The 26,270-nt window shown below is 41.3% G+C and carries 14 protein-coding genes and 1 pseudogene; 12 read left to right on the forward strand and 3 right to left on the reverse strand.

Features of this window, described 5'->3' with window-relative positions; genetic code table 11:
- The first annotated feature begins 4 nt into the window (after positions 1-4).
- A complete protein-coding gene (locus tag GJV22_RS21795; protein WP_163718695.1) occupies positions 5-1,483 on the forward strand; it encodes a RagB/SusD family nutrient uptake outer membrane protein in 1,479 nt (492 codons plus the stop codon).
- A 495-nt stretch (positions 1,484-1,978) separates the two neighbouring features.
- Positions 1,979-4,810, forward strand: coding sequence for a sugar-binding domain-containing protein (locus GJV22_RS21800; RefSeq protein WP_163718697.1), 2,832 nt, complete (start codon positions 1,979-1,981; stop codon positions 4,808-4,810).
- Positions 4,811-5,003: 193 nt separating this feature from the next.
- Here GJV22_RS21800 and GJV22_RS21805 read toward each other — a convergent pair whose 3' ends face one another.
- Positions 5,004-5,894: an AraC family transcriptional regulator gene (locus GJV22_RS21805; RefSeq protein ID WP_163718699.1), complete on the reverse strand. Its 891-nt coding sequence runs from the start codon at positions 5,892-5,894 to the stop codon at positions 5,004-5,006.
- Between the two features lie 386 nt (positions 5,895-6,280).
- Between GJV22_RS21805 and GJV22_RS21810 the strand changes: the two genes are divergently transcribed.
- The 9 genes from GJV22_RS21810 (at position 6,281) to GJV22_RS21850 (ending at position 24,353) form a co-directional block, all read left to right on the forward strand.
- Positions 6,281-7,891: a glycosyl hydrolase 53 family protein gene (locus GJV22_RS21810; protein WP_163718701.1), complete on the forward strand. Its 1,611-nt coding sequence runs from the start codon at positions 6,281-6,283 to the stop codon at positions 7,889-7,891.
- Between the two features lie 10 nt (positions 7,892-7,901).
- Complete coding sequence (locus tag GJV22_RS21815; RefSeq protein WP_163718703.1) at positions 7,902-9,263, forward strand: hypothetical protein; 1,362 nt, start codon at positions 7,902-7,904, stop codon at positions 9,261-9,263.
- A 15-nt stretch (positions 9,264-9,278) separates the two neighbouring features.
- A complete protein-coding gene (locus GJV22_RS21820) occupies positions 9,279-12,374 on the forward strand; it encodes a SusC/RagA family TonB-linked outer membrane protein (RefSeq protein WP_205462005.1) in 3,096 nt (1,031 codons plus the stop codon).
- A gap of 18 nt (positions 12,375-12,392) precedes the next feature.
- A complete protein-coding gene (locus GJV22_RS21825; RefSeq protein ID WP_163718704.1) occupies positions 12,393-13,907 on the forward strand; it encodes a RagB/SusD family nutrient uptake outer membrane protein in 1,515 nt (504 codons plus the stop codon).
- A 16-nt stretch (positions 13,908-13,923) separates the two neighbouring features.
- Positions 13,924-14,619, forward strand: a complete 696-nt coding sequence (locus GJV22_RS21830) for an SGNH/GDSL hydrolase family protein (protein WP_163718706.1) — start codon at positions 13,924-13,926, stop codon at positions 14,617-14,619.
- A 46-nt stretch (positions 14,620-14,665) separates the two neighbouring features.
- A complete protein-coding gene (locus GJV22_RS21835; protein ID WP_205462006.1) occupies positions 14,666-17,065 on the forward strand; it encodes a beta-galactosidase in 2,400 nt (799 codons plus the stop codon).
- A 21-nt stretch (positions 17,066-17,086) separates the two neighbouring features.
- Complete coding sequence (locus GJV22_RS21840; RefSeq protein ID WP_163718708.1) at positions 17,087-19,588, forward strand: cellulase family glycosylhydrolase; 2,502 nt, start codon at positions 17,087-17,089, stop codon at positions 19,586-19,588.
- 119 nt (positions 19,589-19,707) lie between these two features.
- Complete coding sequence (locus GJV22_RS21845; protein WP_163718710.1) at positions 19,708-21,384, forward strand: acetylxylan esterase; 1,677 nt, start codon at positions 19,708-19,710, stop codon at positions 21,382-21,384.
- Positions 21,385-21,467: 83 nt separating this feature from the next.
- Positions 21,468-24,353 (forward strand): glycoside hydrolase family 2 protein, encoded by a 2,886-nt coding sequence (locus GJV22_RS21850; RefSeq protein ID WP_163718712.1) that lies wholly within the window; start codon positions 21,468-21,470, stop codon positions 24,351-24,353.
- Between the two features lie 160 nt (positions 24,354-24,513).
- Here the strand turns inward: GJV22_RS21850 and GJV22_RS22265 are convergent.
- A pseudogene (locus tag GJV22_RS22265) lies at positions 24,514-24,725 on the reverse strand (integrase core domain-containing protein); the annotation flags it as partial.
- 3 nt (positions 24,726-24,728) lie between these two features.
- Positions 24,729-25,625 (reverse strand): AraC family transcriptional regulator, encoded by an 897-nt coding sequence (locus tag GJV22_RS21855; protein WP_163718714.1) that lies wholly within the window; start codon positions 25,623-25,625, stop codon positions 24,729-24,731.
- 221 nt (positions 25,626-25,846) lie between these two features.
- Here GJV22_RS21855 and GJV22_RS21860 point away from each other — a divergent pair.
- Positions 25,847-26,270 (forward strand): MFS transporter (locus GJV22_RS21860; protein WP_205462007.1); only part of this gene is annotated, 424 nt, incomplete at its 3' end.

The raw sequence follows: 26,270 nt of genomic DNA on the forward strand, positions 1-26,270 counted from the left end.
CAAAATGAAACGAACAATAAAATATATAGTAGCGATTGTTTTCTTGTTTTCTTTTTCCGGCTGTGAGAAAGGACTTGATCCGACATTCTATGGATCGCTCAATCCAACTGTTTTTCCTTCAACCGAAAGTGAATTTGAAGCATACATGCTGGAATCTTACATTCCTTTCACATTTCGTTGGGGATATGAGCAAAACGGCAATTGGTATTACACTTTTTTCAGTCCGGAGGAAGGCGTTGTGCCACTTTTTGATTTTCCGACGGACTTATTGTCTGTATTTACTGCATGGGGTGACGGTGGCACTTATTGGGAATCGAAAAGTAGAGGGAATTTTATTCCTCTCACTGGCCAAAGTGTAAGTACTACGCACTTTGAAAAGGTCCGTTTTGTTACACGTATTACAAAAACAATTGAAGATCTTGAAAAAACGGATATAATTCAAGACGAGGATTTTCGGAAACAGCTCATAAGTGAAGCTAAGGTTGCACGTGGTTGGACGATGTTATTTCTTTTGCAATTGTACGGTCCTGTGCCCGTAATTGTAGATCCTGAACAAGTTGGAAACCCTGATGCTGAAGGAGATCTGACACGCCCGGATCGAAGTGACTTTGTTAGTTGGATCGTTGCTGATTTGGAGTATGCTGCTGAAAATATTGCCGAAGTAGCCCCTGATTATGGTCGATTTAATAAAGGCTTAGTTCGAACGTTATTAATGCGTCTCTACATGAACGAAAAGGATTTTGTAAAAGCAGAGGAGGTGGGAAGAGAAATAACAAGTATGGGGTATAGTCTGGTTGATGATTACGCAAGTTTGTTTAGGGAAGCAACAGAACGGAATTCAGAAACCATCTTTGCAATCTCTTGTGATCCAGAATCTCAGGGTAGAGGAACAGACGGGAATTTTAATTCATTTAGTTGGAATGTTTACCCTGACGGTAGAAGTTGGGCACAGATATATGGCGCTTCGTGGAAGTTTTATGATTCATTTGATCCGAGCGATAAAAGAAGAGAATTATTGATGGGTGTATATACTTCTGCAGATGGCACTGTGTACGATCGCACGAATATGATTGGCGCGGTAATCAATAAGTTTCCACCAGAAGGTCCTAATGCTTACCAAGGTAATGATTTTCCAGTGGCACGTTATGCTGATGTGCTGTTATTGTTGGCAGAAGCTATAAGTGAAAACAACAATGGACCAACCCAGGAAGCAATTGATTTGGTTGATATGGTAAGAGAACGTGCAGGTATAGCAGATTTAACAGACTCCGATACGGGATCAAAACAAGCATTTAATGATGCAATATTGCGTGAACGAGGATGGGAATTATATTTTGAAGGCCAGAGATTACCAGACTTGAGAAGACACGAAAAATGGCCTTCAGCTTTGGATGGAATTCCGGGCAAAAACCCTGGACCATCATACTTTCCATTACCTCAATACGCTGTTTTAGAAGGATTAGTACAAAATGAAGGGTATTAGTCAAATTTGATACCTCTTTTCAAATTGATCAAAAATGAAATCAGCTTAAGAGTGTGATAAGGAGATGCAGGTTGTTTGCCAGGATCGCTGGCAAACAGCCTGTCTTCTAGCATTCGAGTTTTGTGATTTGTCTTATAATATTGGGTTCTAAGCATTGAAAAACGAATCGACTCATTGCTAATTGAGCAATTTCAAACACGAAATTCGGATCATATTATGGTTAGTATTGATGTGTTGCATTTTTCATTGAATATATAAAACAAGAAATAAATTAATGATCACTCATTGAATTGAGAATTTCGTGAATAATTATTAATTTTTGAGTTGTTTTGAAATCTGAATACTGATTTATTTTAAAGTAATATGTGTTGGAATTAAAACAGCGTAATTTACATGAATTGTTTTTTTTTTTTTGTCTTTCAGTGGTAGGCCTGACGGCAGATAACTAATTGTTCTAAATCATGGTAAAATGGAGTTGAAACAAAACTTGAATTGATGAATAGACTTTACTTTTTAACGATATTGATAGCACTCTGCTCTTGTGCAGATAAGTTTGAAACAAAAATTGACTTGAGTGGAGAATGGCAGTTTCGGATCGATTCTCTAGATATAGGAGAAAAGGAACGGTGGTTTTCTCAGGATTTTGAAGATCAGGTTATTCTGCCGGGATCTATGGCGGAAAATGGTAAAGGGAACGAGATTTCTATTCATACGAAATGGACAGGAGGCGTTCAGGATACTGCTTGGTATAAAGATCCTAACTATGCACCTTTTTATGATCCTGATAATATTCGGTTCCCATTTTGGCTGCAGCCGGTAAAAAAATACACCGGTGCAGCTTGGTATAGGAAGACGGTTGCGATCCCCTCCAATTGGAAAAGTGGGAATGTTTTTCTCTTTCTAGAAAGGCCACACTGGCAGTCTGCAGTTTGGATAAATGGACAAAAAGTGGGAATGGAAAATAGTTTGGCGACACCCCATCAGTTCAATATTAGTTCTTTTCTCAAGGCAGGAAAAAATGAAATAGCGGTATGCATAGACAATCGTACCGATAAGATTGATGTAGGTGAAAATTCCCATAGTATTTCGGATCATACACAGACTAATTGGAATGGAATTGTTGGTGATATGTCTTTACGCTATGCTGCTCCAGTCTATTTAAAAAATGTAAAGCTTTTTCCGGATCGAAAAACAAATTCAATTCAGATAAAAGCAGTTGTTGTCAATAGTAAGCAGGAAGATACAGACGTAGAAATTGACGCAAATTCCTATTTGAAAGGAAAGCAAGCTCACGTTGGCCGAAGTCATTTTAGTTTTTCTGTTCCGAAAGGAGAGACTGTGCTATCCATGACAATGCAGATGGAAGTAGATGTGAGGTTGTGGGATGAATTCAATCCCAATGTGTATCAGATCAAGTTGGATTTAAAGTGTGAGGATGGAGTAGATACACAGTTGGTCGATTTTGGCTTTCGTGATTTTACGGCTGATAGTGCAGGGCTGAAGATTAATGATAGGCCAGTATTTTTGAGGGGAACATTAGAATGTGCGATTTTTCCACTTACTGGTTACCCGCCTACAGGTAAAATGGAATGGGAAAAGGTGTTTAAAACAGTAAAAAAATTTGGATTGAATCATGTTCGTTTCCATTCATGGTGTCCTCCGGAAGTAGCATTTGTTGTAGCAGATGAGATGGGAGTTTATCTTCAGTTAGAATGTTCATCATGGGCTAACCAAAGTACTGAAATCGGAAGTGGTTTCCCTGTTGATGATTACGTATATGAAGAAAGTGATCGTATTGTTGATACCTATGGAAATCATCCTTCTTTTGTAATGATGGCGTATGGTAATGAGCCTGGAGGAATGAAGCACGTTGATTATTTGAGAGGTTTTGTGACTTATTGGAAAGCCAAAGACGATCGACGGTTGTACACCTCTGGATCCGGTTGGCCATTGATTGAAGAGAATGATTACCATGTAACACATAATGGTGTGCGAATACAGGGCTGGGGGGAAGGTCTGAATAGCATTATAAACAGCAAGCCACCAACGACGGATTATGATTGGACGAGAGGAATTCAAGGACTGAAAAGTCCAATGGTAAGTCATGAGATAGGTCAGTGGTGCGCGTATCCAAATTTTAACGAGATAGAGAAATATACAGGAGTTCTTAAACCAAAAAACTTTGAGCTGTTTAAAGAGAGTCTTGCAGCTCACAATATGGAGCAATTGGCTGATAGCTTTTTGCTGGCATCTGGTAAATTACAGGCTCTTTGTTACAAAGCAGATATCGAGGCAGCTTTGAGGACACCAACTTTTGGTGGATTTCAGTTGCTTGACTTGCATGATTTTCCAGGACAGGGCACCGCTTTGGTTGGAGTGCTTGATGCGTTCTGGGATGAGAAAGGATATATTACAGCCGAGGAATACAAACATTTTTGTAACTCAGTTGTCCCATTGGCCAGATTGGATAAGCGAGTTTTTCGTGAGGGTGAGACATTGCTTGCCGACATTGAGATCGCTAATTTCGGAGCAACTTCCTTGATTGACGTTGTCCCTCTCTGGAGAATATATGAAGGCAATACTATGGTAGTTCAAGGTGATTTGGGGAAACAAGACATTCTTCAGGGAAATGGAATTAAGCTGGGGGCGGTTGTCTATGAGCTAAAGACAGAAGAAAGGCCGAGAAAGTTAACCTTGGAGGTCACAGTTGGTGCCTATCAAAATTCATGGGATCTATGGGTGTATCCCAGTTATCCTGAGTTCAAAGATAAAGATGTGCTGGTAGTCGAGAAGCTAGATAATTCTAGTATTCAATTCCTGGAAGAAGGTGGTAAAGTCTTGCTGAGCTTGGGGAAAGGAAAGGTGGCAACAGGTAGGGGCGGCGAAGTAGGTGTTGGATTTTCTAGTATTTTTTGGAACACTGCCTGGACTGGAGGACAAAAGCCTCATACGCTCGGAATTCTATGTGATCCAAAGCATTCCGCACTGGATCTTTTTCCGACTGAATATCATTCTAATTGGCAATGGTGGGATGCTATGAGTCATTCTGATGCTATCCTATTGGAATCTTTTGGTTCGGAAATAAAACCTATAGTTCGAATCATAGACGATTGGGTGACAAATAAAAGTTTGGCACTTCTTTTTGAGGCAAAAGTAGGTAGCGGTAGAATTTTGGTAAGTGGTACTGATTTGGTCAATGGACTAGAATCCAGGCCAGAAGCAGTTCAGCTTAAACATAGCCTGCTTAATTATATGAGCGGTAATGAATTTTATCCAAAAGCAGAAATTAAGTTTGATGAGTTAGAGGCATTGCTGAAGACAGAGTGAAGCATATCAAAAAAAGATTATAAAAATAGATTTGTCTATCAGTTGATCATTAGTGGTTTTGTTAGGTTTAGTTAGAAAGAGTCTTCACTTGATGAAGACGATTCCCGGGACGATGGCTTTGTTGCCCGGGAATATTTTTATGTTCTAGAGTCAAAAGGCTTTCCTATCAAACGGTGCTAGAGCCTTAAGTTGATTATAATTTGTCATTGTACCTCTTTCTGTATTCTTTCGGAGATATACCCATTTCGCTGTTAAAGGCTTTTGAAAAATGAAATTGATCGTAGTATTTTAATCTAAATGCAATCTCCTTGATTTTCAGTTCCGAAAATTGCAAATACGAGCAGGCCCGTTGTATTTTTAGTTGATTGTAATATTCAATGGGCGAGAAGGATGTTCTTTCTGTGAATAGTGAATTTAGGTGAGAGGGGGAGTATCCTAAGTATTGAGCTATTTCTTTAAGTGAAATCTTATTCTCAAGATTATCTTTCATATACAGTATGCTTTTTTTTATGAAGTCGTTTTCTCTAATTTTTTTGACTTCCTGGTATTGAGGAACGTATTTGATTGATGCCAGAAAATGCATTAGGCAGAAAGTGATATACTCTAAGTTTTCGGGATTGTATCCCATCTCAAGATTGTGAAAAATTTCCTCAAATAATTGTATTCTGTCTCCAAGACGACTTTTGTCGCTAATCTCAAAACGCATGACTTTCCCAAAAATTGATTCAAACATTGGCGTGTTTTCTCCTTTGAAGTGAATCCAATAAATGCTCCATGGATCTTTTTCATCTGCGCCATATGAATGCTTTGTGTTGGCTGGTATAATGAATAGCTGATTTTCCATGATACCAAAATGTTGATCATTGCTGCTTATCCATCCCTTTCCTTTGTCACAATAAATGAGAATGTTTTCGTTGGCGCCGATTTGTCGCTGTCGATAATGATAATCTGCATTTGGATAATATCCAATGTGGGTTACGTGGAGTTGTTTGGTGATCACGTTTTTTGCTTGGTAATTTCTTACAGTATAGGGCGTAATTATTGCTTTTTCGCCTTTGAAGCCTTCTTGTATCGCATGTTTCATATTCTTGACTTTACTGAATCCATTTTTGTGGATTGTAAAATAGTTATAATTTACATGTATTGGACGAATTCTTACATTTTTTTTAACAGTAATCTCAGGTATTTTTGTGAATAGAATCTGAGGCAAGAAAATACTTAGGTGAAGTTGTTTAATTAGTTTTCGAAGATAATATTTCTTGTATTTAGATAAATAGTATAGTTTTTTCTTTACGAATAAGGGCTTTGACGTGATATTTATTCACCACCACTCGACTTAGTTCGACTTTAAATAATGGGGCTATTCTTTGATTTGAAGTTTGATTGAAGATGGTTTAAGGTCATCTGAGATAATGTTGAGAGTTGATTTATACAGACCAAATACTATTAACAGAACCTAATGTGTTAATTATGAATATCAAATCTTTTTATTTTTTTACTCTTCTATTCGGAGTTTTTTTGCTTTCCGGATGTAGCAATAAAGGATCTAAAGGAGATAATCCTATTGATCCCCCATTAATAGAGAATGGTATCGACAATCCCAGTTTTGAGAACGACAAAATTGTTGTTGGTTCAGTTTCAGGCTGGTTTATCGAAGGGGATGCTGATGCAGTGCAAATTAAAGCTGGTGGAACAGAAGGCAAGTATTCACTCTTGTATACTTCAAGTAACGATTACATTGTTGAAACATCTCAAGTTATTTCAGGCTTGGAGGATGGGATCTACAATTTGGAGTTTTATTTCCAGAATAGCGGTGGTCAGGATTATTGTTATGTATCTGCCGGTTCCAATCCTGATGCAACGAAAATGACATCACTTTTTGTGTCATCACATAAATGGAAAACATCTGTTGTTCGGGGAGTCGAAGTATCAGGAGGCATTTGTAAAATTGCAATCTCAGCAAGTGCAAAATCTGGAAATTGGTGCAAATTAGATGCATTTTCATTAGAGAAGGTCGAAGATGATTATGATTTCTTGAAGGGGGGAGATGTTTCCCAGCTTTCCTACATTGAACAAATGGGAGGGAAGTTTTATGACAATGGAGTCGAGAAGGACTGCTTTGAGATATTGAAAGATAAAGGTTTCAATATCGTTCGGTTACGACTGTATAATGACCCAGGTAATCCAGGTTATGTACCCTCGAATCGACTTCCTGCAGGAATTCAGAATCCGGAAGATATTTTGAGCCTAGCAAGACGTGCGAAGCAAGCAGGAATGAAAATACAACTAACATTTCATTATAGTGACTATTGGACAAATGCAGAGTTGAGAAATAAACCTCATGATTGGGTTGGTCTTGGCTACTCCGAATTACGCGAAGCTGTTTACGATTTCACATCAGATTTTATGTTGCGGATGAAGAATCAAGGAACAACTCCTGAGTTTGTGTCTCTAGGGAATGAAACGGGCGGAGGGATCTTGTTCCCGGATGGAAGCAGCGATAACATGATGCAGCTGGCAGATTTGTTTAATCAGGGGTATGATGCAGTGAAGGCAGTTTCTCCATCGACTAAGGTTATTATACACTTGGACGATGCGGGTAATTTGGATAAATATTTTTGGTATTTCGATGAATTGGTGCGCTATGGTGCAAGTTTCGACGTGATTGGTGCATCGTATTATCCATTTTGGACCAAAAAGACTGTTGACGAAGTGCGGTCATGGTCAGAGCAGGTGGTTTCCAAATATGGCAAGGAAATACTTATTATGGAAACAGGTTATAACTGGAATCCTACACTTCCCAATGGATATGCCGGTCAGCTAAAAGACAATGGCCCTTATCAGAATATCTATCCTTCCTCACCTCAAGGCCAACGTGATTTCCTGTTGGAATTATTCTCTGGAGTGAAGTCTGCAGCCAATGGCAAATTATTAGGCTGTTTATACTGGGATCCTGTATTCATTGCTGTCCCTGGCGTTGGCTGGGAGCTTGGAGGTCCAAATGTAGTTGCTAACACCACACTCTTCGACTTTGGTGGAAATTCATTGGTGTCATTAGATGCGTTTAAATACAACAACTAAACATAAAACTATGATTAAAACATCGCTAAAGTTAATTAGCAGCATATATTTGTTGCTACTTATAGTAAGTTTCTTCACTGGGTGTGAGGACGATAAAGATGACATCGCCCCCGGGTTATATGTCGAAGAAACAGAGATTGAAACATTCCCTGGGGATACTGTTTTGGTCAATGGAACTGTATCCAACTATGTGGGACTTTCGAGCATAACATTAAGTTGCGAAGAATGGGAAATTAACAAGATCTATGATCTTAGTGCCCATAAACCAGTTGTGTTCAACTACTATTACCAAATGATTGTGCCTCAGACGGCCACGTTTGATCAGGAACTGCTGGTGACTGTCCGTGACAAAAATGGACTTGAAACCCAGAAGGTTGTAGCGCTGTCGTTCCTGCCCGATACAGAAAGTCCGGTAGTGACTCAGGGCATCCCGTCGCAAGTCAGTGTGGATTTCGATACTTCTGTTGAGAGCGGTCTTTGGACTCTGAACATGAAGTTCAGCGACGACCGCGAACTAAAGCAAGCCCGTGTACAGATTCCCGACGTTGCCGTAGACGAATCCTATCCTGTGAGTGGCCGTAGTGGTAGCCTGAACCAGACCATTGAGTTTACTAGTCCCGGTTCCTTCCCGGCAACGATTACCATCGATGATGCCAGCGGTAACGAAACCGTGGTGCAGACGGAAGTCGTGGTGATGTTAACAGAAGAAGAGGACCCCATTCAGGATTACGCACAGATGTATGTGGTCAATGCAGACGAAAATGCAGACGACTACCTGAACGGCTACTACCGCTACATGGATCGCCAGGGCGAATATCAATACCAAGGTGTCTTCTATTCTCCGTCAGAAAATACGCCGGTTTATTTTGTTCCAGCCAAAACGATGGATAGCGACCTCTTTGGAGTGAGCCCATATGTTAGCAGTAAACTGATGAATAAAAACGGTTATGTAGAACCAGTTTTATTGCCGGCGGAAGGTTATTACGGTATTTGGATCGACCTGAATACACATACCTATAGTATTTGGAGCCTCGAAGTGCCTGCCGGAACATACAATGGAGAATTAGGCGTATCGGGTACCGGATTTACAATCGGAGACTGGGCCTTACCTGCCGAAAATATGAATAAGGTGGGCAATGGCTATCAATACGAGTATGAAATGGAACTGGTAGCTGATTACTCAGGCAAAGTACAGTACTACTTCTACAGTCCCGACTGGGTGCATATTTATCGGGCCGATGTTGATGGTAATTGGTGGTATGAATCCGCCACTGGGGGTGTCGTTGCCTTCGATACCGAGTACGCAGGCAAAGTGAAGATCACGTTTGATACGGCTTATCCATGGGCTACCATGAAAAAAGTTACACAATAATACGAATCAGTAAGTATGAAAAATATAGAAAGAATAAGTAAACGGGTGGGACTCTTCTTGTCCCTCCTGTTAGTGTCATCCTTCTCAATGATGGCGCAATCAATACAGGTGCAAGGTGTAGTGAAAGACAAATCCGGCGAAGGCATTATCGGTGCCACCGTCGTAGTAAAAGGTACGGCCAACGGTACAGTTACAGATATCAACGGAAACTTTATCCTCCCCAGTGTTCAACCGGACGTTCTGATTAGCGTATCCTTCATCGGTTACATCACACAAGAAAAGAATGCAAGTTCTTCAATGGAATTTATTTTGGCCGAAGACACCAAATCACTGGACGAAGTCGTGGTGGTAGGCTATGGTACAACGAGCAAGACTAACATCTCTGGGGCAGTATCTACTGTTAAGACAGATGAACTCCCAAAAGCAGCGGCTGCTTCTGTGGGAACTATGCTTCGCGGGCGTTCTTCGGGTATGAATATCACAGCCAGTAGTGCCTCTCCTGGTGCTTCGTTGAATATCGCCATCCGTGGTGGTCTCTCCGGGCAACAGCCTCTTATCGTGATTGACGGAGTACCTCAACTTCAAACAAAGACTCCGAGTTCCGGTACCGCATACAGTGGAGCCGACAAGGACAACGCATTGATGAACCTCAATCCTGATGACATCGAAACTATTAATATCCTGAAGGATGCCTCGGCAGCCTCCATCTACGGTAGCGATGCATCGGGAGGTGTAATCCTGATCACCACTAAACGGGGCAAAAGCGCTGTACCGGAGATCAGCTATTCGGGCAGTACTGCCTTCCAGTATATAAAGGACGTTCCCGACTTCATGAATGCGAGAGACTTCATGATAGAGCAAAATAAAGTATTCGACGAACTGGGGCGAGGTAATGAGAAGAAATTTACTCAAGAACAAATCGATAGTTTCGTTGGCAATGGCACCGACTGGATGAAAGAAGTGACCCGTACAGGTATCGTCAATGAGCATAACCTGAGCGTGAACGGTGGCTCCGAAAAGACCCGCTATCTTTTTTCTACAGGTCTGTACGACCATAAAGGTGTCGCCAAAAATAACGATATGAACCGTATCACGGGACGTATTAACCTCGATCAGGATTTCGGAAACAATATCAAGGCAGGTATCAATACCTCATTCGCACAGATTAAATACCACGACGTGCCGCTGGGCGATTCACGGCAGGACAATTCTGCGCTTATTTATTCGGCCATGACTTTCATCCCTGTGGTTCCTGTGTATGACGAAAATGGCAATTACTCCGACAACTACATTCGTCCGAACATCTATCCCAACCCCGTGTCGTTGCTTGAGATCACCGACGAAACTATCAGCCGTGACCTCTTTCTTAGCGGGTACCTGGAATTCAAGCCCATTAAGGATCTGACAGTGCGTGCCACCGGTGGCACGGATATGAAGGATACACAAATGGACCAATACATCCCGACGACCACTCCAAAAGGTAAGAACATGAATGGACAGGCTTCGAAACAGAATTCGAAGGCACAGATGAACCTGATCAATGTGGTTGCTACCTACAAGAAAACATTTGCCGACAAGCACGACTTGAGCGTAATGTCAGGATGGGAGTATAAGAAGACTTCCTGGAGCGGTATGGGTATTGTGGCTTCTAACTTTCCTACCGACGGCTCATTGATGAACAACATCGGTACCAGCGAACAAGAGAACCCGGATATCTCATCCAGCAAGGGTAGCAACGAGATGGCCTCCTACATGGGACGAATCAACTACTCGCTACTTCAGCGGTACATTCTTACGCTAAATTTGCGCGTCGACGGGAGTTCCAACTTTTCGCAGAATCACCAGTGGGGTTACTTTCCCGGTGCTTCGGTGGCGTGGCGCCTGAACGAAGAAAGCTGGTTGAAGAACGTTGGTTGGTTGAGCAATATGAAACTGCGCGCCGGATACGGACAAACCGGTAATGCCGGAAATCTAACCGGGATTAACACTATTTTCGCTGTGAGCCGTGGTACCTATGCTATGGATGGTGGCTTGGTTAACGGTATTGGCCTCTCTAAGATCGGTAATCCGAATCTGAAGTGGGAAAAGCTTACTGACATTAATGTAGGTCTCGACTTCGGATTCTGGCGCGACCGTCTCTCGGGTACAATCGATATCTATCAACGCACCCGCGAGGATGTAATTGTTTCCAAGCAGCTCATGTCTTATCAGGAGATCAATACCATCGACTACAATTCGGCTACACAGTATCAATCACAGGGTATCGATCTGGGCATTCACAGCGTAAACATTCTGAGTAAAGACTTTGAGTGGAGCACTGATATTAACTTATCATACTATCGCAACCGTACCACTAAGCGCGACCCGGACTTCATCCCGGAACCCTATCAGGATTATGTGGAAGATTGGAATAATATCTATGGCTATCGCACATCAGGACTCGTTCAGGATGGAGAGAGCTATACCCATTTGCCTTCATCCACGGCAGGAGCTATTCTCTACGACGATCTCAATAGCTATAAGCTAGACGAGAATGGTGAACGTATGCGTGACAGTGAAGGACGATACATTCGTGTTGAAGGGGCCGACGGTACACTCGATGCAGTTGATATGGTTCTTCTGCACAACTCTACCCCAATACCCTTTAGTGTGAACAATACCTTCCGTTGGAAGAACTGGGATGCCAACATCTATCTCTATGGTTCTCTTAGAGGATGGAAGTTGAACGATGTCCAATACCAGTCCATCTATGGCGTGCAGGACTTGACATACGGTGTTAATGCATTAAGTGACGTGAAGAATCGTTGGAGTTACGAGAATCCTACTGGCACCTTGCCGGGCGTGGCGGAAGCCAATTCCGGTATCAATCCCAATAGCAGCGACTTTTTCTACGAAAAGGCCTGGTACTTGCGTCTGGATAATGTCTCGCTAGGATATACCTTCCCAAACAAGTTGTTTGGCGGTTATGTCAAGTCGGCCCGAGCTTACGTGGCAGCCCGTAACGTTTATGTCTTCACTCCATACAACGGTATGGATCCGGAGACCGGCAATGGCATCGGTGCTTATCCCAACCAGAGCAGCATCGCGTTCGGACTGAATTTTAAATTCTAAAACAAAGGAGGATATAAAATGAAGATATTGAAAAAAATCATAATAGGGCTGTTGGCTATAGTGGCCATGGCATCATGCACATTGGAGCGTGAGGACTACACCGAGATCTCGCCGGACAACTTTCCGCAGTCGGAAAACGATCTGAAACTGGCCGTGAATTCCCTGTACTACGAGTTTACCACCGGCACATGGAATGGCGAAGCTATATTTGGTTCTGATCAAAACGGGTATCAGGTAGTTAGTGATATGACTACCGACTGTCTCTGGAGCTGCTGGGGGTGGGGATGGGACGAACTGCATTTCCAGCAGTGGTTTTCCACTATTTCCGGCACTACGCAAAGTCAAGCTTATAATGCATTCGCTCACTATCAGTTCCTTTCTAAGGCTCGTAACACCATCCGGCGGATCGAGGAGTCTATTGCACCGGAGTCGGCAAAGACGCTCTATGCTGCTGAAGCTCACGCATTGCGCGGCTGGATAGGATTGTACCTGTATGACATGTTTGGGCCAGTGCCCGTGGCAAGCGATGAGGTGTTGGATGACCCGGAAACATTCGTTTATCTACCCCGCCTTACTGACGAGGAATATGACCTGATGATGGAGACCGATCTTCGCGCAGCCATTGCTGATCTGCCGGTTGTGGCAAGCGCCCGCGGACGCATGACACAGGGTGCCGCCATGATGATACTCATGAAGTATTACCTGATTCGCAGCAACTTCTCCGGTGCGGAGGAACTCGCCCGGGAACTTCAAGAAATGGAGGGAAGTGTATATAGTTTGCAGCCGGACTATGCTAACGTTTTTTCTAAAGCGGGTATCGGCAACAACGAGATTATTCTGCAAGTGCCTTGCAACAGCAGCGCCAACTGGACCACCAATTACCTTACCGCCTCGGTACTACCCTCAGACATGCCTTGGACAGAGAAGAGCCAGGGATGGGGCGGATACGTGATGCCCTGGAATTTTTATGATAGCTTTGAGGCAGACGATGCCCGTCGAGCGCTCATTGCGGCTAGTTATACCAACAACAAAGGTGAGTTGATGACAAGCACCAACAGCACACAGTTGTCTTATGGCGCTCTGCCGTTGAAGTACGGTAAAGATCCTGAAATGACAGGTGCAAATAGTGGCATTGATGTGGTAGTTTATCGCTATAGCGACGTACTTCTAACATTGGCTGAATGTATCGTTCGTAATACAGGAGCTGTTTCTACGGAGGCCATCCAGCTTGTCAACCGTGTGCGCAATCGTGCTGGGCTAGCAGAGCTTTCTGCGGAGCAGGTAGCTTCAACGGATGCTTTCATGGACGCACTTCTTATTGAGCGTGGACATGAGTTCTGGCTCGAAGGACTTCGCCGTCAGGATCTAATTCGTTTTGGTAAATACGTTGAATACGCAAATCAACGCATTGCCGAAGCTAATGCTTCCGGTAAGAACTACTTTACAGTAGATGAAAGTCATAACCGTTTTTGGATTCCTCAGACATTTATAGACGAGAGCAAGAGTCAGATTAAGCAGAACTCTGGATACTGATAATGAATAATTGACGATGAGAAAGGTATTCGTAATAATAGTAGTCGGGGTGTTGGCGTCGCTTGGTGCCAGCGCCCAGACTGCTTTTGAAGTCAAACAAACTATTTCCATTTTGGGCGACTCGTATTCTACCTTCCGCGGGTATATCCCGGAGGAGTATGCCACATGGTATTCCAGTTCTAGTTTAGATCGGACTGATGTTATAGATGTGAAGCAAACCTGGTGGTGGAAAACTATTAAAGATGGCGGCTATAAGCTTGGAGTGAATGATTCGTATAGTGGCGCAACTATTTCTTACTATGGATATAATGATGAGGACTATGCAGATCGATCGTTTATAACGCGTGTGACCAGGCTCGGAAATCCCGACATTATACTGATTTTCGGTGCGACTAACGATAGTTGGACTGGTGGACGTATCGGAGAGTATCTATACAGTGATTTCAAGCGCTCTGACCTTTTTACTTATCGTCCTGCTTTGGCAAAACTATTGCAATCGGCACAGGAGAGATATCCAAATGTGAAACTGTATTTCATCATCAATACAGAACTGCTTGATGAAATAACAGAATCTACAAAAGTCATTTGTGATCATTATGGTGTCGACTATATTGAGCTATACGACATTGAGAAGCTTAATGGTCACCCTACTATAAAGGGAATGACTACTATATCTGAGCAGGTACTAAACGTGTTAAAGAAAGGATATTGACACGCATGAAAACACATTAGAAATTGAAACAATAAAACTTAGAACCATGAATAAACTTTTTTGTCTAATAGTACTTTGTGTACTTACTAGTGCCGGAATGGCGCAGCAAGTGTACAAACTAACTGTTCCCGCTAAAGAGAAAAAAATCTATGCTGACCAATTAAATCTGGGAGGATCAAACCCGTCTGGTGAAACCATTGGCTTTAACAGCTTTTACATGACCGTTGATGGAAAACCCTATATTCCAATCATGGGAGAGGTACACTTTTCCCGATTGCCACATCAATATTGGGAAGAGGCAATCTTGAAAATGAAATCCGGAGGTATTAATGTTATTTCTACCTACGTATTCTGGAGTATCCATGAAGAGAAGGAAGGTGTTTTTGATTGGTCAGGTGATCGGGATTTACGTCACTTTCTTGAATTATGTAAGAAACATAATTTGAATGTTCTTGTTCGAATAGGGCCGTTCTGTCATGGTGAAATACGTAATGGAGGAATACCAGACTGGATCTATGGTCGACCATTCGAGGTACGCTCAAACGATGAAGGATACCTTTTTTATGTAAAACGTTTATATCACAATATTGCTGAACAGTTAAAAGGATTGTACTACAAAGATGGAGGCACAATAATAGGCATTCAATTGGAAAACGAACTGCAACACTCAGCAGCACCATGGGCAATTAGCTATCCGGGACAGGAAAAAGAAATGACTGTAGCCAGCTATGATGCAGATATTACAAAAATCGGTGTCAGTGTTCAGGATAAAAAAACAGCTTATGCACAATTGGGGAGTGAGCACCTGGCCACATTAAAGAAAATGGCTATAGATGAAGGTATGATTGCACCACTGTATACGGTTACCGGCTGGGGGATGGCTGCAATTTTAGAAAATGAAACGATTCCGGTAGGAGCTGCATATCCGTACCCATTTTGGGCAGATCCATCAAAATCCGACTTTTTCTTATTTAAAGATGTCCAATTAAGCCCGGATTATGGACCTGTTCGTTATGATGGAGAGAAATACCCAGCATATTGCGCAGAAATGGGGGTAGGAGCACAAATTATATACGAACGACGTCCAAGTGTTTTACCTGAGGCTGCCGAGGCACTTATGGTTAGAACTTTAGGATCTGGTGCAAATGGTATTGGTTACTATATGTACCATGGAGGACTTACGCCGCAAACGAAGGATGGAATTTTCTATAGTGACGAACCCATGGGAATCCCCAAAATTTCTTACGACTACCAGGCACCACTTGGAGAGTATGGAAAAACTTTTGATTCCTATTACCTGCTACGTTTAATTCATTTATTTACAGAGAACTTTGGAGATAAATTAGCACCAATGGGTTTGTTTTTACCCGATACAAACAGTGAAATAACGCCAGATGATAAAGAAACACTGCGGTATTCAGTGCGATCGAATGGGGATGCGGGATTTGTTTTCATGAATAATTTTCAGGATCATGATGAACGTCTGGACCAGAGCGTACAAGGATTATCTATTCAATTGGCTGATGAATTAATTCAGTTTCCTGCCTTTGTATTGAAAAAGGATGAAAGTGTTATTCTTCCTTTTAATATGGCTGTCAACTCTGCCAAATTAAACTATGCAACAGTCCAACCATTGGCTATTGAGGAGATTGCCGGTAAAAAGCACTATTTCTTTTTCGCAATAGATGGCTTTACCCCGGAATATGTTTTTGATAAATCAACAGTGAAGAAAATATCTGGAAAGAAAAATGAAAAGCAGGGTAAAATCCATGTGACTCCAACTGTAGGATTGTCGGGTTCGTTCTCGCTAACAGATTCAAATGGTAAGGAAATTGTAATTACAACCTTGACAAGACAACAGGCTTTAGGTTTAAATCAGCTCAATAATACAATCTGCTTCACTGATGCTGTTCTGATGGATTACAATGAAAAAATTCAGTTGCAATCAAGGTCTAACACATTTTCGGTTACAATACCTTCAGAAATAAAACCAGTTTTTGCAGAAAATAGTGTGACCAGTAAAAAAGAGGGAGAGTTTACTACTTATACTGTTGAGGTTCCTTCGGTAAATATTCCATGTGATTACAATAAAGTGAATGACCAGCGATACACATTCAAGATGAATAAAAAGGAATTCACGGAAAATCTGAGTGATATAATTCTAGATATTGACTATACGGGTGACGTGGCTTTCGCTTTCATTGATGGAAAAATGATAAACGACCATTTCTATTATGGCAAAAACTGGCAGATTGGATTAAAATCATACGCTGATGACTTAAGCGACAAGGGGATGTATTTCTATTTCAAACCAATGAAGAGTGATGCTTCATTTCTGATTGATCTTGACAAGGAAAAAATCCCTGATTTTTCCAATGGTCCGGTATGTAATGTAAGAAGTATGAAGTTGATTCCGGAATATAAAATTGATTTTACTCTTAAATAGTCTGTAATCAGAAGTTTAGCTATGAAAGTTCGAATACTGTTATTGTTGCTCATGCTCGGATTTGGAATCAATTCTACGGCTAAAGAATTGGTTTATATTGACAATTCTGGTGTAATTCGGTGGGAAAAAGATAAAAGCGAAGTTGCATTATTTGGTGCAAACTATTGTTTGCCCTCTGCCTGTGACTATCGCGCAGCAGGATATGTTAACGGGGATCGTAAGCAGATGATTAAGGAGGACTTGGATCATTTTAAAAGAATGGGATGGGATGCTCTTCGTTTGTGCTTTTGGGGGGACTATCAGAATTCAGATATTGATGGCAATTTGATTGAAAACGATCATCTAGATCTCTTGAATTTTTTGATAGCAGAAGCAGCTAAGCGAGATATTTATATGCTTTTAAGTCCTATTGTGACCTATAATTCTCAATGGCCTGATGCTATGTCCGACACCACAAATACTGGGTTTGCAAAATATTATCCTAAAGGCAGTCTCTATAAGGATGAAAAGGCAATACAAGTACAAGAGAACTATTGGAAGCAACTATTAAATTACCGGAACCCATATACAGAGCGTTGCATTAAAGACGAGCCCAAAATACTTTTTGTTGAGCTAATTAATGAGCCAACGCAAAATGTAGATGCGATTGATCAAACGATAAAATACATTAACAACTTGCACGATGCCATTAAAAGTACCGGATGTAAAAAGCCCACGTTTTACAATGTAAGTCAGAATTTTGGAATGGCACCGGCGATTGCTCGATCAAAGATTGAAGGGTCTACATATGCCTGGTATCCCTGTGCATTAAACTCGAACCGGAGTTATGAAGGGAACGGGCTACTGATGGTTGACCGTTATGATGAGATGCTTGATCCACGTCTGGAGAATAAACCGAAAATAGTATACGAGTTTGATTCTTCTGATATGAGCGGAGGCTATATGCTTCCAGCTATGGTTCGGGAGTACAGAAGAGGCGGTATCCAGTTTGCTACTCTTTTTTCGTATGATATGCTACGAACTGCTCCTATGAATCTTGGTTGGCAATCGCACTTCATCAATTTGGTTTATACACCGTCTAAGGCAGTGAGTAGTATGATTGCTGCGGAAGTGATGAGACAGATTCCTCGAGGTGAGCAATATGGATACTATCCTGAGAATAATACTTTTGGCGACTTTTCGGTAAATTACGATGAAGATTTGAGTGAACTGAATAGTTTAGATAAGTTTTACTACTCCAACACAACGTTTTCCAAGCCTCAAAATTTAGATAGTCTTAAGCATGTTGCAGGGGTTGGTTCTTCTCCTGTTGTTATCTATTCCGGTACCGGAGTTTATTTCTTAGATAAGCAAGAAGACGATATTTGGGAACTCGAAGTTTATCCAGATATTATGGAGCTGGATGACCCTTTCAAAATGGTAAGTCCATATAAAATAGTTAGAAAATCAGTTTACCGAGAACGAAATATGGCTATACATCTGCCGGGGTTGACAACCAAATTGAATGTCTCTCCAGGGAGGTATACTTTTAAAGATGGAAAATTGATTCAGAAAGCTGAATTACCTCAAAGTGAATTCTACCAAAGCCCGATGGGAGAGTGGCAAGTTGTAAATCATACGTTGCCGGAATTTGACTTCGGAAAAGAAATGACATTCGACTGTGAAGTTTTTGGGGATCAAGTGCCTGAAAAGGTCAAGCTATTTGTGATGTTAAAGCCTTGGGGGTATAAAGAAGTTGATATGGAAGCTGAAGCAGGGTTTACTTACCGGGCAAAAATAGCAGCAGGCGAACTAGGGAAAGGTTATTACAACTATCATTTTGAAGTTATCACAAAAGATGATACAATACTGTTTCCGGCTAAAACAAATAGTGCCCCGGGCAGGTGGGATTACTACAAGCAAGAAACTTATAAACTGACTGTAAATCAGGAGAAAACTCCGCTGTCTCTTTTAGACTCAAGAGACGATTGGTCTCTTATTCGGTATACTCGTACTTTCATGAGCCCGGAGGTTCATTTTAAAACAATTGCCACAGAAAATTCTCTTCAGGCATATCAAATGACAGTAACGGATTTGCAGGCAAATGAAAAATTTTGGTATCCCTGTGATGCTACATTTTCACAGTTTGTTGGAAGTAAAATACCCCTACGTGATATTTACAATAGCCAACCTACATTTATTCGAATCCGTGCACTCGGACTGGATGGTACAGATAAAGCAATCTTAAATATCGTAGATAAAGAAGGACGTGGTTATGGTGCAGAATTCAACTTAACCGATAATGTTTCAGAAATTCTCATACCAGTTAACGAACTCCGCTCTACAAAAGCAGTGATGTTGCCCCAGGATTGGCCTGGTGTAAATTCCTACTGGTACCCGACGTCAATGCATGCAAAATCACAACCATTGGATTGGGGTACAGTAAGACTTGTTCAAATTTCTCTTCGAGATGAGTTATATGATGTCGATAGCAGGAAAAATAAAGGCATTGTAGTGGAGAAAGTCGAATTATTATTTGATTAAATACAGCTAATAATAGTTGCTTCGGACGTCTTCTTAAAAGGAGTATCCGAAGCAATTAATTTAATTGGTAATAAGTAAGAATAAATCTGTTTCTGATCAAGGAGGTTAGGCAATTGTTTATGACAAAGACATTTTTAGCAATTGGGATATTTTGTTTTCTTTTTACGTTGAATAATGCTTTTGCTCAAAATCTTCTTTCTCCGCTGTGGAGAATGGAGAAAGACGCAAATCGAGAACAAGCTAAAGTGAATTTAATGCTCTCTTGGGAGCGGCAAGGGTACTCTTGGATGTCAGGGGAATGTACGATATCGAACGACTTTGTAGTTAATGAGAAAGATTCCGGATATCAATTATCGTTTTCGCTGCTTTGCAGAATCGATTCAGTTGTTATTAACGGATACTGCATTGACTCATCTTCTAATAGTTCGGGGTGGACAAGGGGGGAAAAATACAAGATTAAGATCCCGGCTTCTGTCTTAAAGTCTGGTATGGTAAATAGAATTTCGTTCCGCGTTTCAGATTTCGGTTATACCGGTGGACTGAGTTCTAATTTTTGTCAAATAGCTGAAAAATATAATCACCCTAATGATTCAGTAAATTTGACTTTAGATTCAAGCAATCACTGCTATTCATTGAACGCAAGCAGATTAAAATTGACAGCAGATGTTGAATCGTCGAATGAAGGTATTTTGAATCTTGTTGTCCGCAACGATTTTGGAGACACCTTGGTTGTTGAAAGTCGAAGAGTCGATAAAGGGAAAAAACAACAAACCTTTGCATTAGAGCAATATAACCTACCTGCAGGATTTTATGAGTCTACTGTAATCTTGAGTAATGGATGTTACTCCGGAGATGTAGCGTGGTTTACGATTGCTCCGGAATCAATTGAATGCGGGAGCAAAGCTCCAGCCGATATAGATCAATACTGGACAACGGCTTTGAACGAGCTGAATTCGATTGAACCACAGTTTACGCTTCAAAAGGTTGACAGTTTGTGTTCTGATTTTCGCGATGGATACATTGCTGAAATGAGTTCAGTTAAAGATGTTTCCATACGAGCGTATTATTTTGTGCCCAAAGGCGCAGGGAAATATCCTGCAATATTGCATCTGCCGGGATATGGGAATGGTTTTACTTATCATAAGGGCTTTAAAAATCGAAAGGAAGATGTTATTGAAATGGCACTCTGTGTTAGAGGTCACGGCATCAGTGCAGACAAGTTCAATCCATGGAATGATATGACACTTTGGGCCTACCAGATTTGCAATTTACAAGAAAATGTATACCGCTCTGCCTATCTTGATTGTGTCCGGGCTGTAGATTTCTTGTTAAGTAGATCTGAGGTTGATACTACTCGGATTGGTGTGCTGGGAGGAAGTCAAGGTGGAGGATTAGCTCTCGCAACAGCGGCTTTGTGTAATGATAAGATTCATGTCTGTGCCTTTTTTGATCCTTTTCCTTGTGATGTGCGGGATTTAATTAGTATTAGAAAAATCGGGCAGGAAGAAATACAAAGCTTTGTAAAGTTGTATGACAATTGTAATTATGAAGATGCTTTACGCGTGCAGGATTATGTTGATGCGAGGAATCTTGCATCTAAAATAAGATGTCAAACCTTGTTTTTGACAGCTTTGTTTGATGATGATTGTCCTTCTCATGTTGGCTTTTCTGCATTTAATAGTATTCACTCGAAAAAGGAATTCAAGATTTATCCATTTGACAGCCATATGTGTGAGTCTGGTGAATTTGATGAAATGTTCCGTTTTGTATTTGAAAAACTGAGTCTGATGCAGTAAATGATTTGAGACTCAGATAGTCATGGCGATAACAAATTCTGATTATCGTTTACTTGCTATTTTTAAACCAAACCTTTACTAAAATGAAATTTTTAACCTATGCCACAGTATTGATGTTAACGTTGTTGACCTCATGCCTTAAACCCGAAATTGTACCGATGCCTGAAAATCAGGTCTGGAATCGTTCACAAATTATTCCTGTTCCTTCATTTGTTGAGGGTGTTGATAATCTATATTTTGATGCCTCCGATGGCTGGATGATGATCAACGAGCCACAGGGAAATATTGTTGATTTACTATCAACTGATGAAGGCTGGGAACCGATGACAAAACAGTTAACCAACAGAGGTGTTCGAGTACCAACTTACCAGACACGACTTTTTAAGCGTTCCTTTACTTTCCCTGATTCATATAAAGGTCAGCGTGTAGTAATACGTTTTGAAGGCGTAGCTCATGCAGCCAAACTTTATGTAAACGGACAATTTGTTCGGGACCATTGGGGATCTTTCTCGGCATGGACAGCCGATATAACCGACTACATTGAAGATGGTAAAGCTATTGTAGGAGTCTATACCGATGAACGCCGTGATGGGTTAGCGGCTTATACCAATGGGGCAGCATTTGAACCTATCTATATAACGGGAATTCAATACGGAGTCAGTTGTTATGCAGTGCCGCAGAATTATATCGTACGCGCAAATCAGGATGTCTTCTTCGACAGTGAATATAAAAATGCGGGGTTGCGAATATATATGAATATTTCCAAACACTCTGATGCAGAGGTGAATGAGATAAAAGTAGAGGTTAAGTCGCCTGAAGGGAACACAATGAAGGTTTCTCCATCAACATTCACAATACCGGAAAGTATGGGGGATTTCTACGTTGAACCTACGGTTAAAAATCCTGTAAAATGGGATGCTGAGCATCCGGAACTCTGCACCATGGAAGTGTCGCTCTATAGCGACGGGAAGAAGGTTGAAACAGTATCGCGTAAAATTGGCTTCAGAGAGGTAGAACTGCGTGGCCGCAATCTTTTTATCAATGGTCAGGAGGTTAAATTTCGCGGTATGTGGGGAGGAAATGATGCCAAACAGTTGCGCGATTTGAATATCAACCATATACGTAAGGACTGGCCAACTCAGGGTTTTCTCGATTCATGCGATATGTTTGGTGTCTATGTGCTGGATGAGATTCCGGCAACATTCACCCGGGGCACTACAGCCGACGATCCTGAAATAGCCCAGCAATGGCTCGAGCTCATGGCCGACATGATCGAACGCGACTACTCACATCCGAGCGTTGTGATCTGGAGCCACGGTAACGAATCCAATCCCGGAGCAACAACACTAGAGGTTCATAACTTTATAAAAGCAGAGGATCCTCAAAGACCTGATATGTTCAGTTGGGCGCAAGATATACCGGTAGATGCCGAACTTCCATATGACATCTATAGTTTTCATTATCCTGATATGATGAAAGGACCGGGTCGGTTAGCAGAATATGGGTCGGCGGTTTTTAATTCTGAAAGCCAGGTTCAGAAAAGAGTTCCACAACCAGTGATGCCTGTTATTGCAGATGAGTTTGCCCATACGCCTACTGGTGGTGCGGCGAATAAAGATCCGAATATCCGTAACTTCTGGGGTGAAAGTATCAAGCTTTTCTGGGATTACATGTACAATACCGATGGATCGCTTGGCGGGGACCAGTTTGGTGTTTTCACCGGACTTGGAACAAGGGTCAATGCGCCTGAGGAATGGCTGACTCGTAAGGCATACAGTCCTGTTCATATCGAAGATGAGTATCTTGACCTTCAGGAAGACGGTCAACTTTCGTTCAGGGTGCAGAACCGTTTCAGCCATACCGACCTAAATGAAATTGAATTGCAGTGGAAAACCGGCGGTAATAGTGGTTTGATTATGTGTCCGTCCATTGCTCCGTCCGAATATGGCGTCATTACCTTACCGGTAAAAGAGGCAAAAAGCGGGGATGTAGTGGAAATGGCTTTTGTTCGCAAGGATGGCTTCCAGGTTGACGAGTTTGCACTCACAATTGACGCCGATCAGTTTGTAATGCCCGATTTTTCTGGCGAAGCTCCTGTCCTGAATGAGAATGGAAGTTCGTTTATAATCAGCGGAAATAAGTTCAAAATTGAAATTAGCAAAAAGACAGGGCAAATTGTTACAGGAGATTATGATGACAAAACAATAATTACAGGAGGTCCGCAACTTTATATCAGCGGTACTCAGGAACCACTTCCTGCATGGAAATCTAATTCGGTTTCTGCCACAATAGATAATAATTTGGCTGTGGTGAAACTTGATGGTATTTATGCTAGCTGTAAAGCTGCTTTTACCCTGCAAATCGACAACGAAGGAATGATAGTAACCAACTATTCAGTTTCTGATTTCACAATCGAGCCCCTTCCTTTTCATGATTTACCATGGAATAATCAGTACTACGGAGGGTTCAGTGAAATTGGGGTGAAATATTTAGTAACTAGCGATATTAATCGTCTTTCATGGGACAGGAAAGCATTGTGGTCTGTTTATCCTGAAAATCATATCGGAGCTCCCAAAGGTACTGCATATAAAACTATGCCCGCAGATCCAAATGATTGGGGTACGCTTACATCAGATCAGGGAACGTACATGGGGGGGCGCGCATCGGGTGAACAACCCTATACCAATAATTTCAGGGGCATGAAAGAATACATTCGCACAGCTACTGCATTTGCCGAAAACAAGAATTGTGGACTGCAGGTTTTCTCACCCATGACTGACGCTGTTCGCATGCAGTCTTCGCAAAATGATAATCATAATATCGAAATGCTGATTAACAATCAGTGGAACTACCCGACACTAGGTCTTGGCAATTACATGAAAGAGCCAATTTTTATTCAGGGGAATAGTTTTGAAGGAGTGGTACGTATGCGTTTTGTAAAAACAATCGACGGGAAAACAACGAATTGATGACATAATAAGGAATAAAGAGCAGTTAACCGGTAAACTTTTGTCTATCGGTTTTAAAAAGGGCTAGTCCTAACAATTTTTCGCATGGTTTGGAGCTTATGTGAAAAGTTGAAATATTGATATGAGTCGTCTTAAAATAGGTTGGCATTTTTTTAAGATATTAAGTGAAACCGTTCAAGTTTTCTTGAGCGGTTTTTTCATGTACAAAATTAGGTGTTTGCATATTCAATCTCAAATGCGGTCTTAGGTGGTTGTAGATCTTTATTGATTGGTTCACAAAAATTTCTAAATCTCTATTGTTTTTGCAGGTCTCAATAAAAACAAGAATTCCTGTTTGAGTATATCATTGATTCTTTCAGCCAACGCATTTTTCAGTTACATCTTATTTCGATCGAGAATAACCCTGCTATTTCTGTAAACCTGGGGAGGCATATTCATCACTTTCTTAAAAAGACGGGAGAAATAAAATTGATCTTCGATACCAATCTGCTTAGCGACGTCAAGGATCGTTAGTTCCCGGTTGTTCAGTAGCTGGCAGGACCGTTGTATTTTCAGCTGGATAAAATACTCGATAGGAGCGAAGCCTGTTCGGGATACAAATAGTCTTGAAAAATACGAAGGAGATAGGTTGACCTGGCTTGCGATCTCTACTAGTTTTAGACGAAGCTCGATATTTTCAAGCATGTAGTTAATTGATAACTCCACTGGGTCATTTGAGTGTTGTTCATTGATCAACCGAAATTGGCTGATGTGACTAAATGTTGCCAGCAAGCGGTTCAAACAAAGATTTACATATTCAAGAGATTCGGTGCTGTACCCCCGATCGAGGTTTTGAAAAATCTCGTTGAACAGGGAAAGTCGATCGTTAATCCTTGAAGTTTTGCTTCTTTCGACAGGAATCGGATTATTTAATTCTTTGGCGAGATACTTTGCTTTTTGTCCGGAGAAGTGGATCCAGTATATTGACCACGGTGTGTTTTTTTCTGCATAATAGATATGTGGAAGGTTGGGTTGGATTATGAAGTAATGATCCGGCGGAATGGTGTGTTCAATTGATCCTACCTTAATTTTTCCATATCCGTCAACATTATAAATGAGAATATATTGTTGCGTTCCTGCTTCCCTGTTTCGAAAGTGATGACTTGCTTTAGGATAATATCCAATGTCTGTTAGGTAAAGATCTTCTGTTAGTGGGTTCTGTTTTGATATTTCCCGGATTTTATCAGGGATGATATAACTCAATTGTCCGGGGAAACCTTCTTTCTTTTTCATATTCCGATAGGTGATGTATTGTCAATATGGATGCTTTGTAGAAATAGGATAGTAGTTTGTAAATATACTAATAATTTGATTTTTAACTGTGTTTGTTGGTGCTTGAAATTATGACGTTTATAAAATAGATAGGGTTAAAAAGTCCATATTAAAATTAGATTGTTCATTTGTTGTCACGTTGTCAATAGCTACTTTTGATCCATAACTTAAAAAGTGAACCAGTGAGAAAATCAACACTAAACAACCAGTTTATTCTGGGTATTACGATGGTTTCGGCTATGGGAGGATTGCTGTTCGGCTATGACTGGGTGGTGATCGGTGGTGCGAAGCCTTTTTATGAGCGTTTCTTCGATATAGCTAATAGTCCCAATATGCAGGGCTGGGTTATGAGCAGTGCTTTAATTGGCTGCTTGTTTGGAGCTGCCGTTTCAGGGTATCTGGCCGATCATTTCGGTCGTAAGAATCCGCTGATTGTAGCAGCATTTTTGTTTACGGCTTCAGCTCTTGGGACAGGTATTGTAAACCAAATAACTCCATTTATTTTTTTCCGATTACTCGGAGGACTGGGGATCGGGATCGCTTCCGGTATTTCGCCTATGTACATTGCCGAAATTGCTCCGGCAGAAAAGCGGGGGAAATTGGTGT

This window comes from Mangrovibacterium lignilyticum (assembly GCF_010882175.1).
Lineage (GTDB): Bacteria > Bacteroidota > Bacteroidia > Bacteroidales > Prolixibacteraceae > Mangrovibacterium > Mangrovibacterium lignilyticum.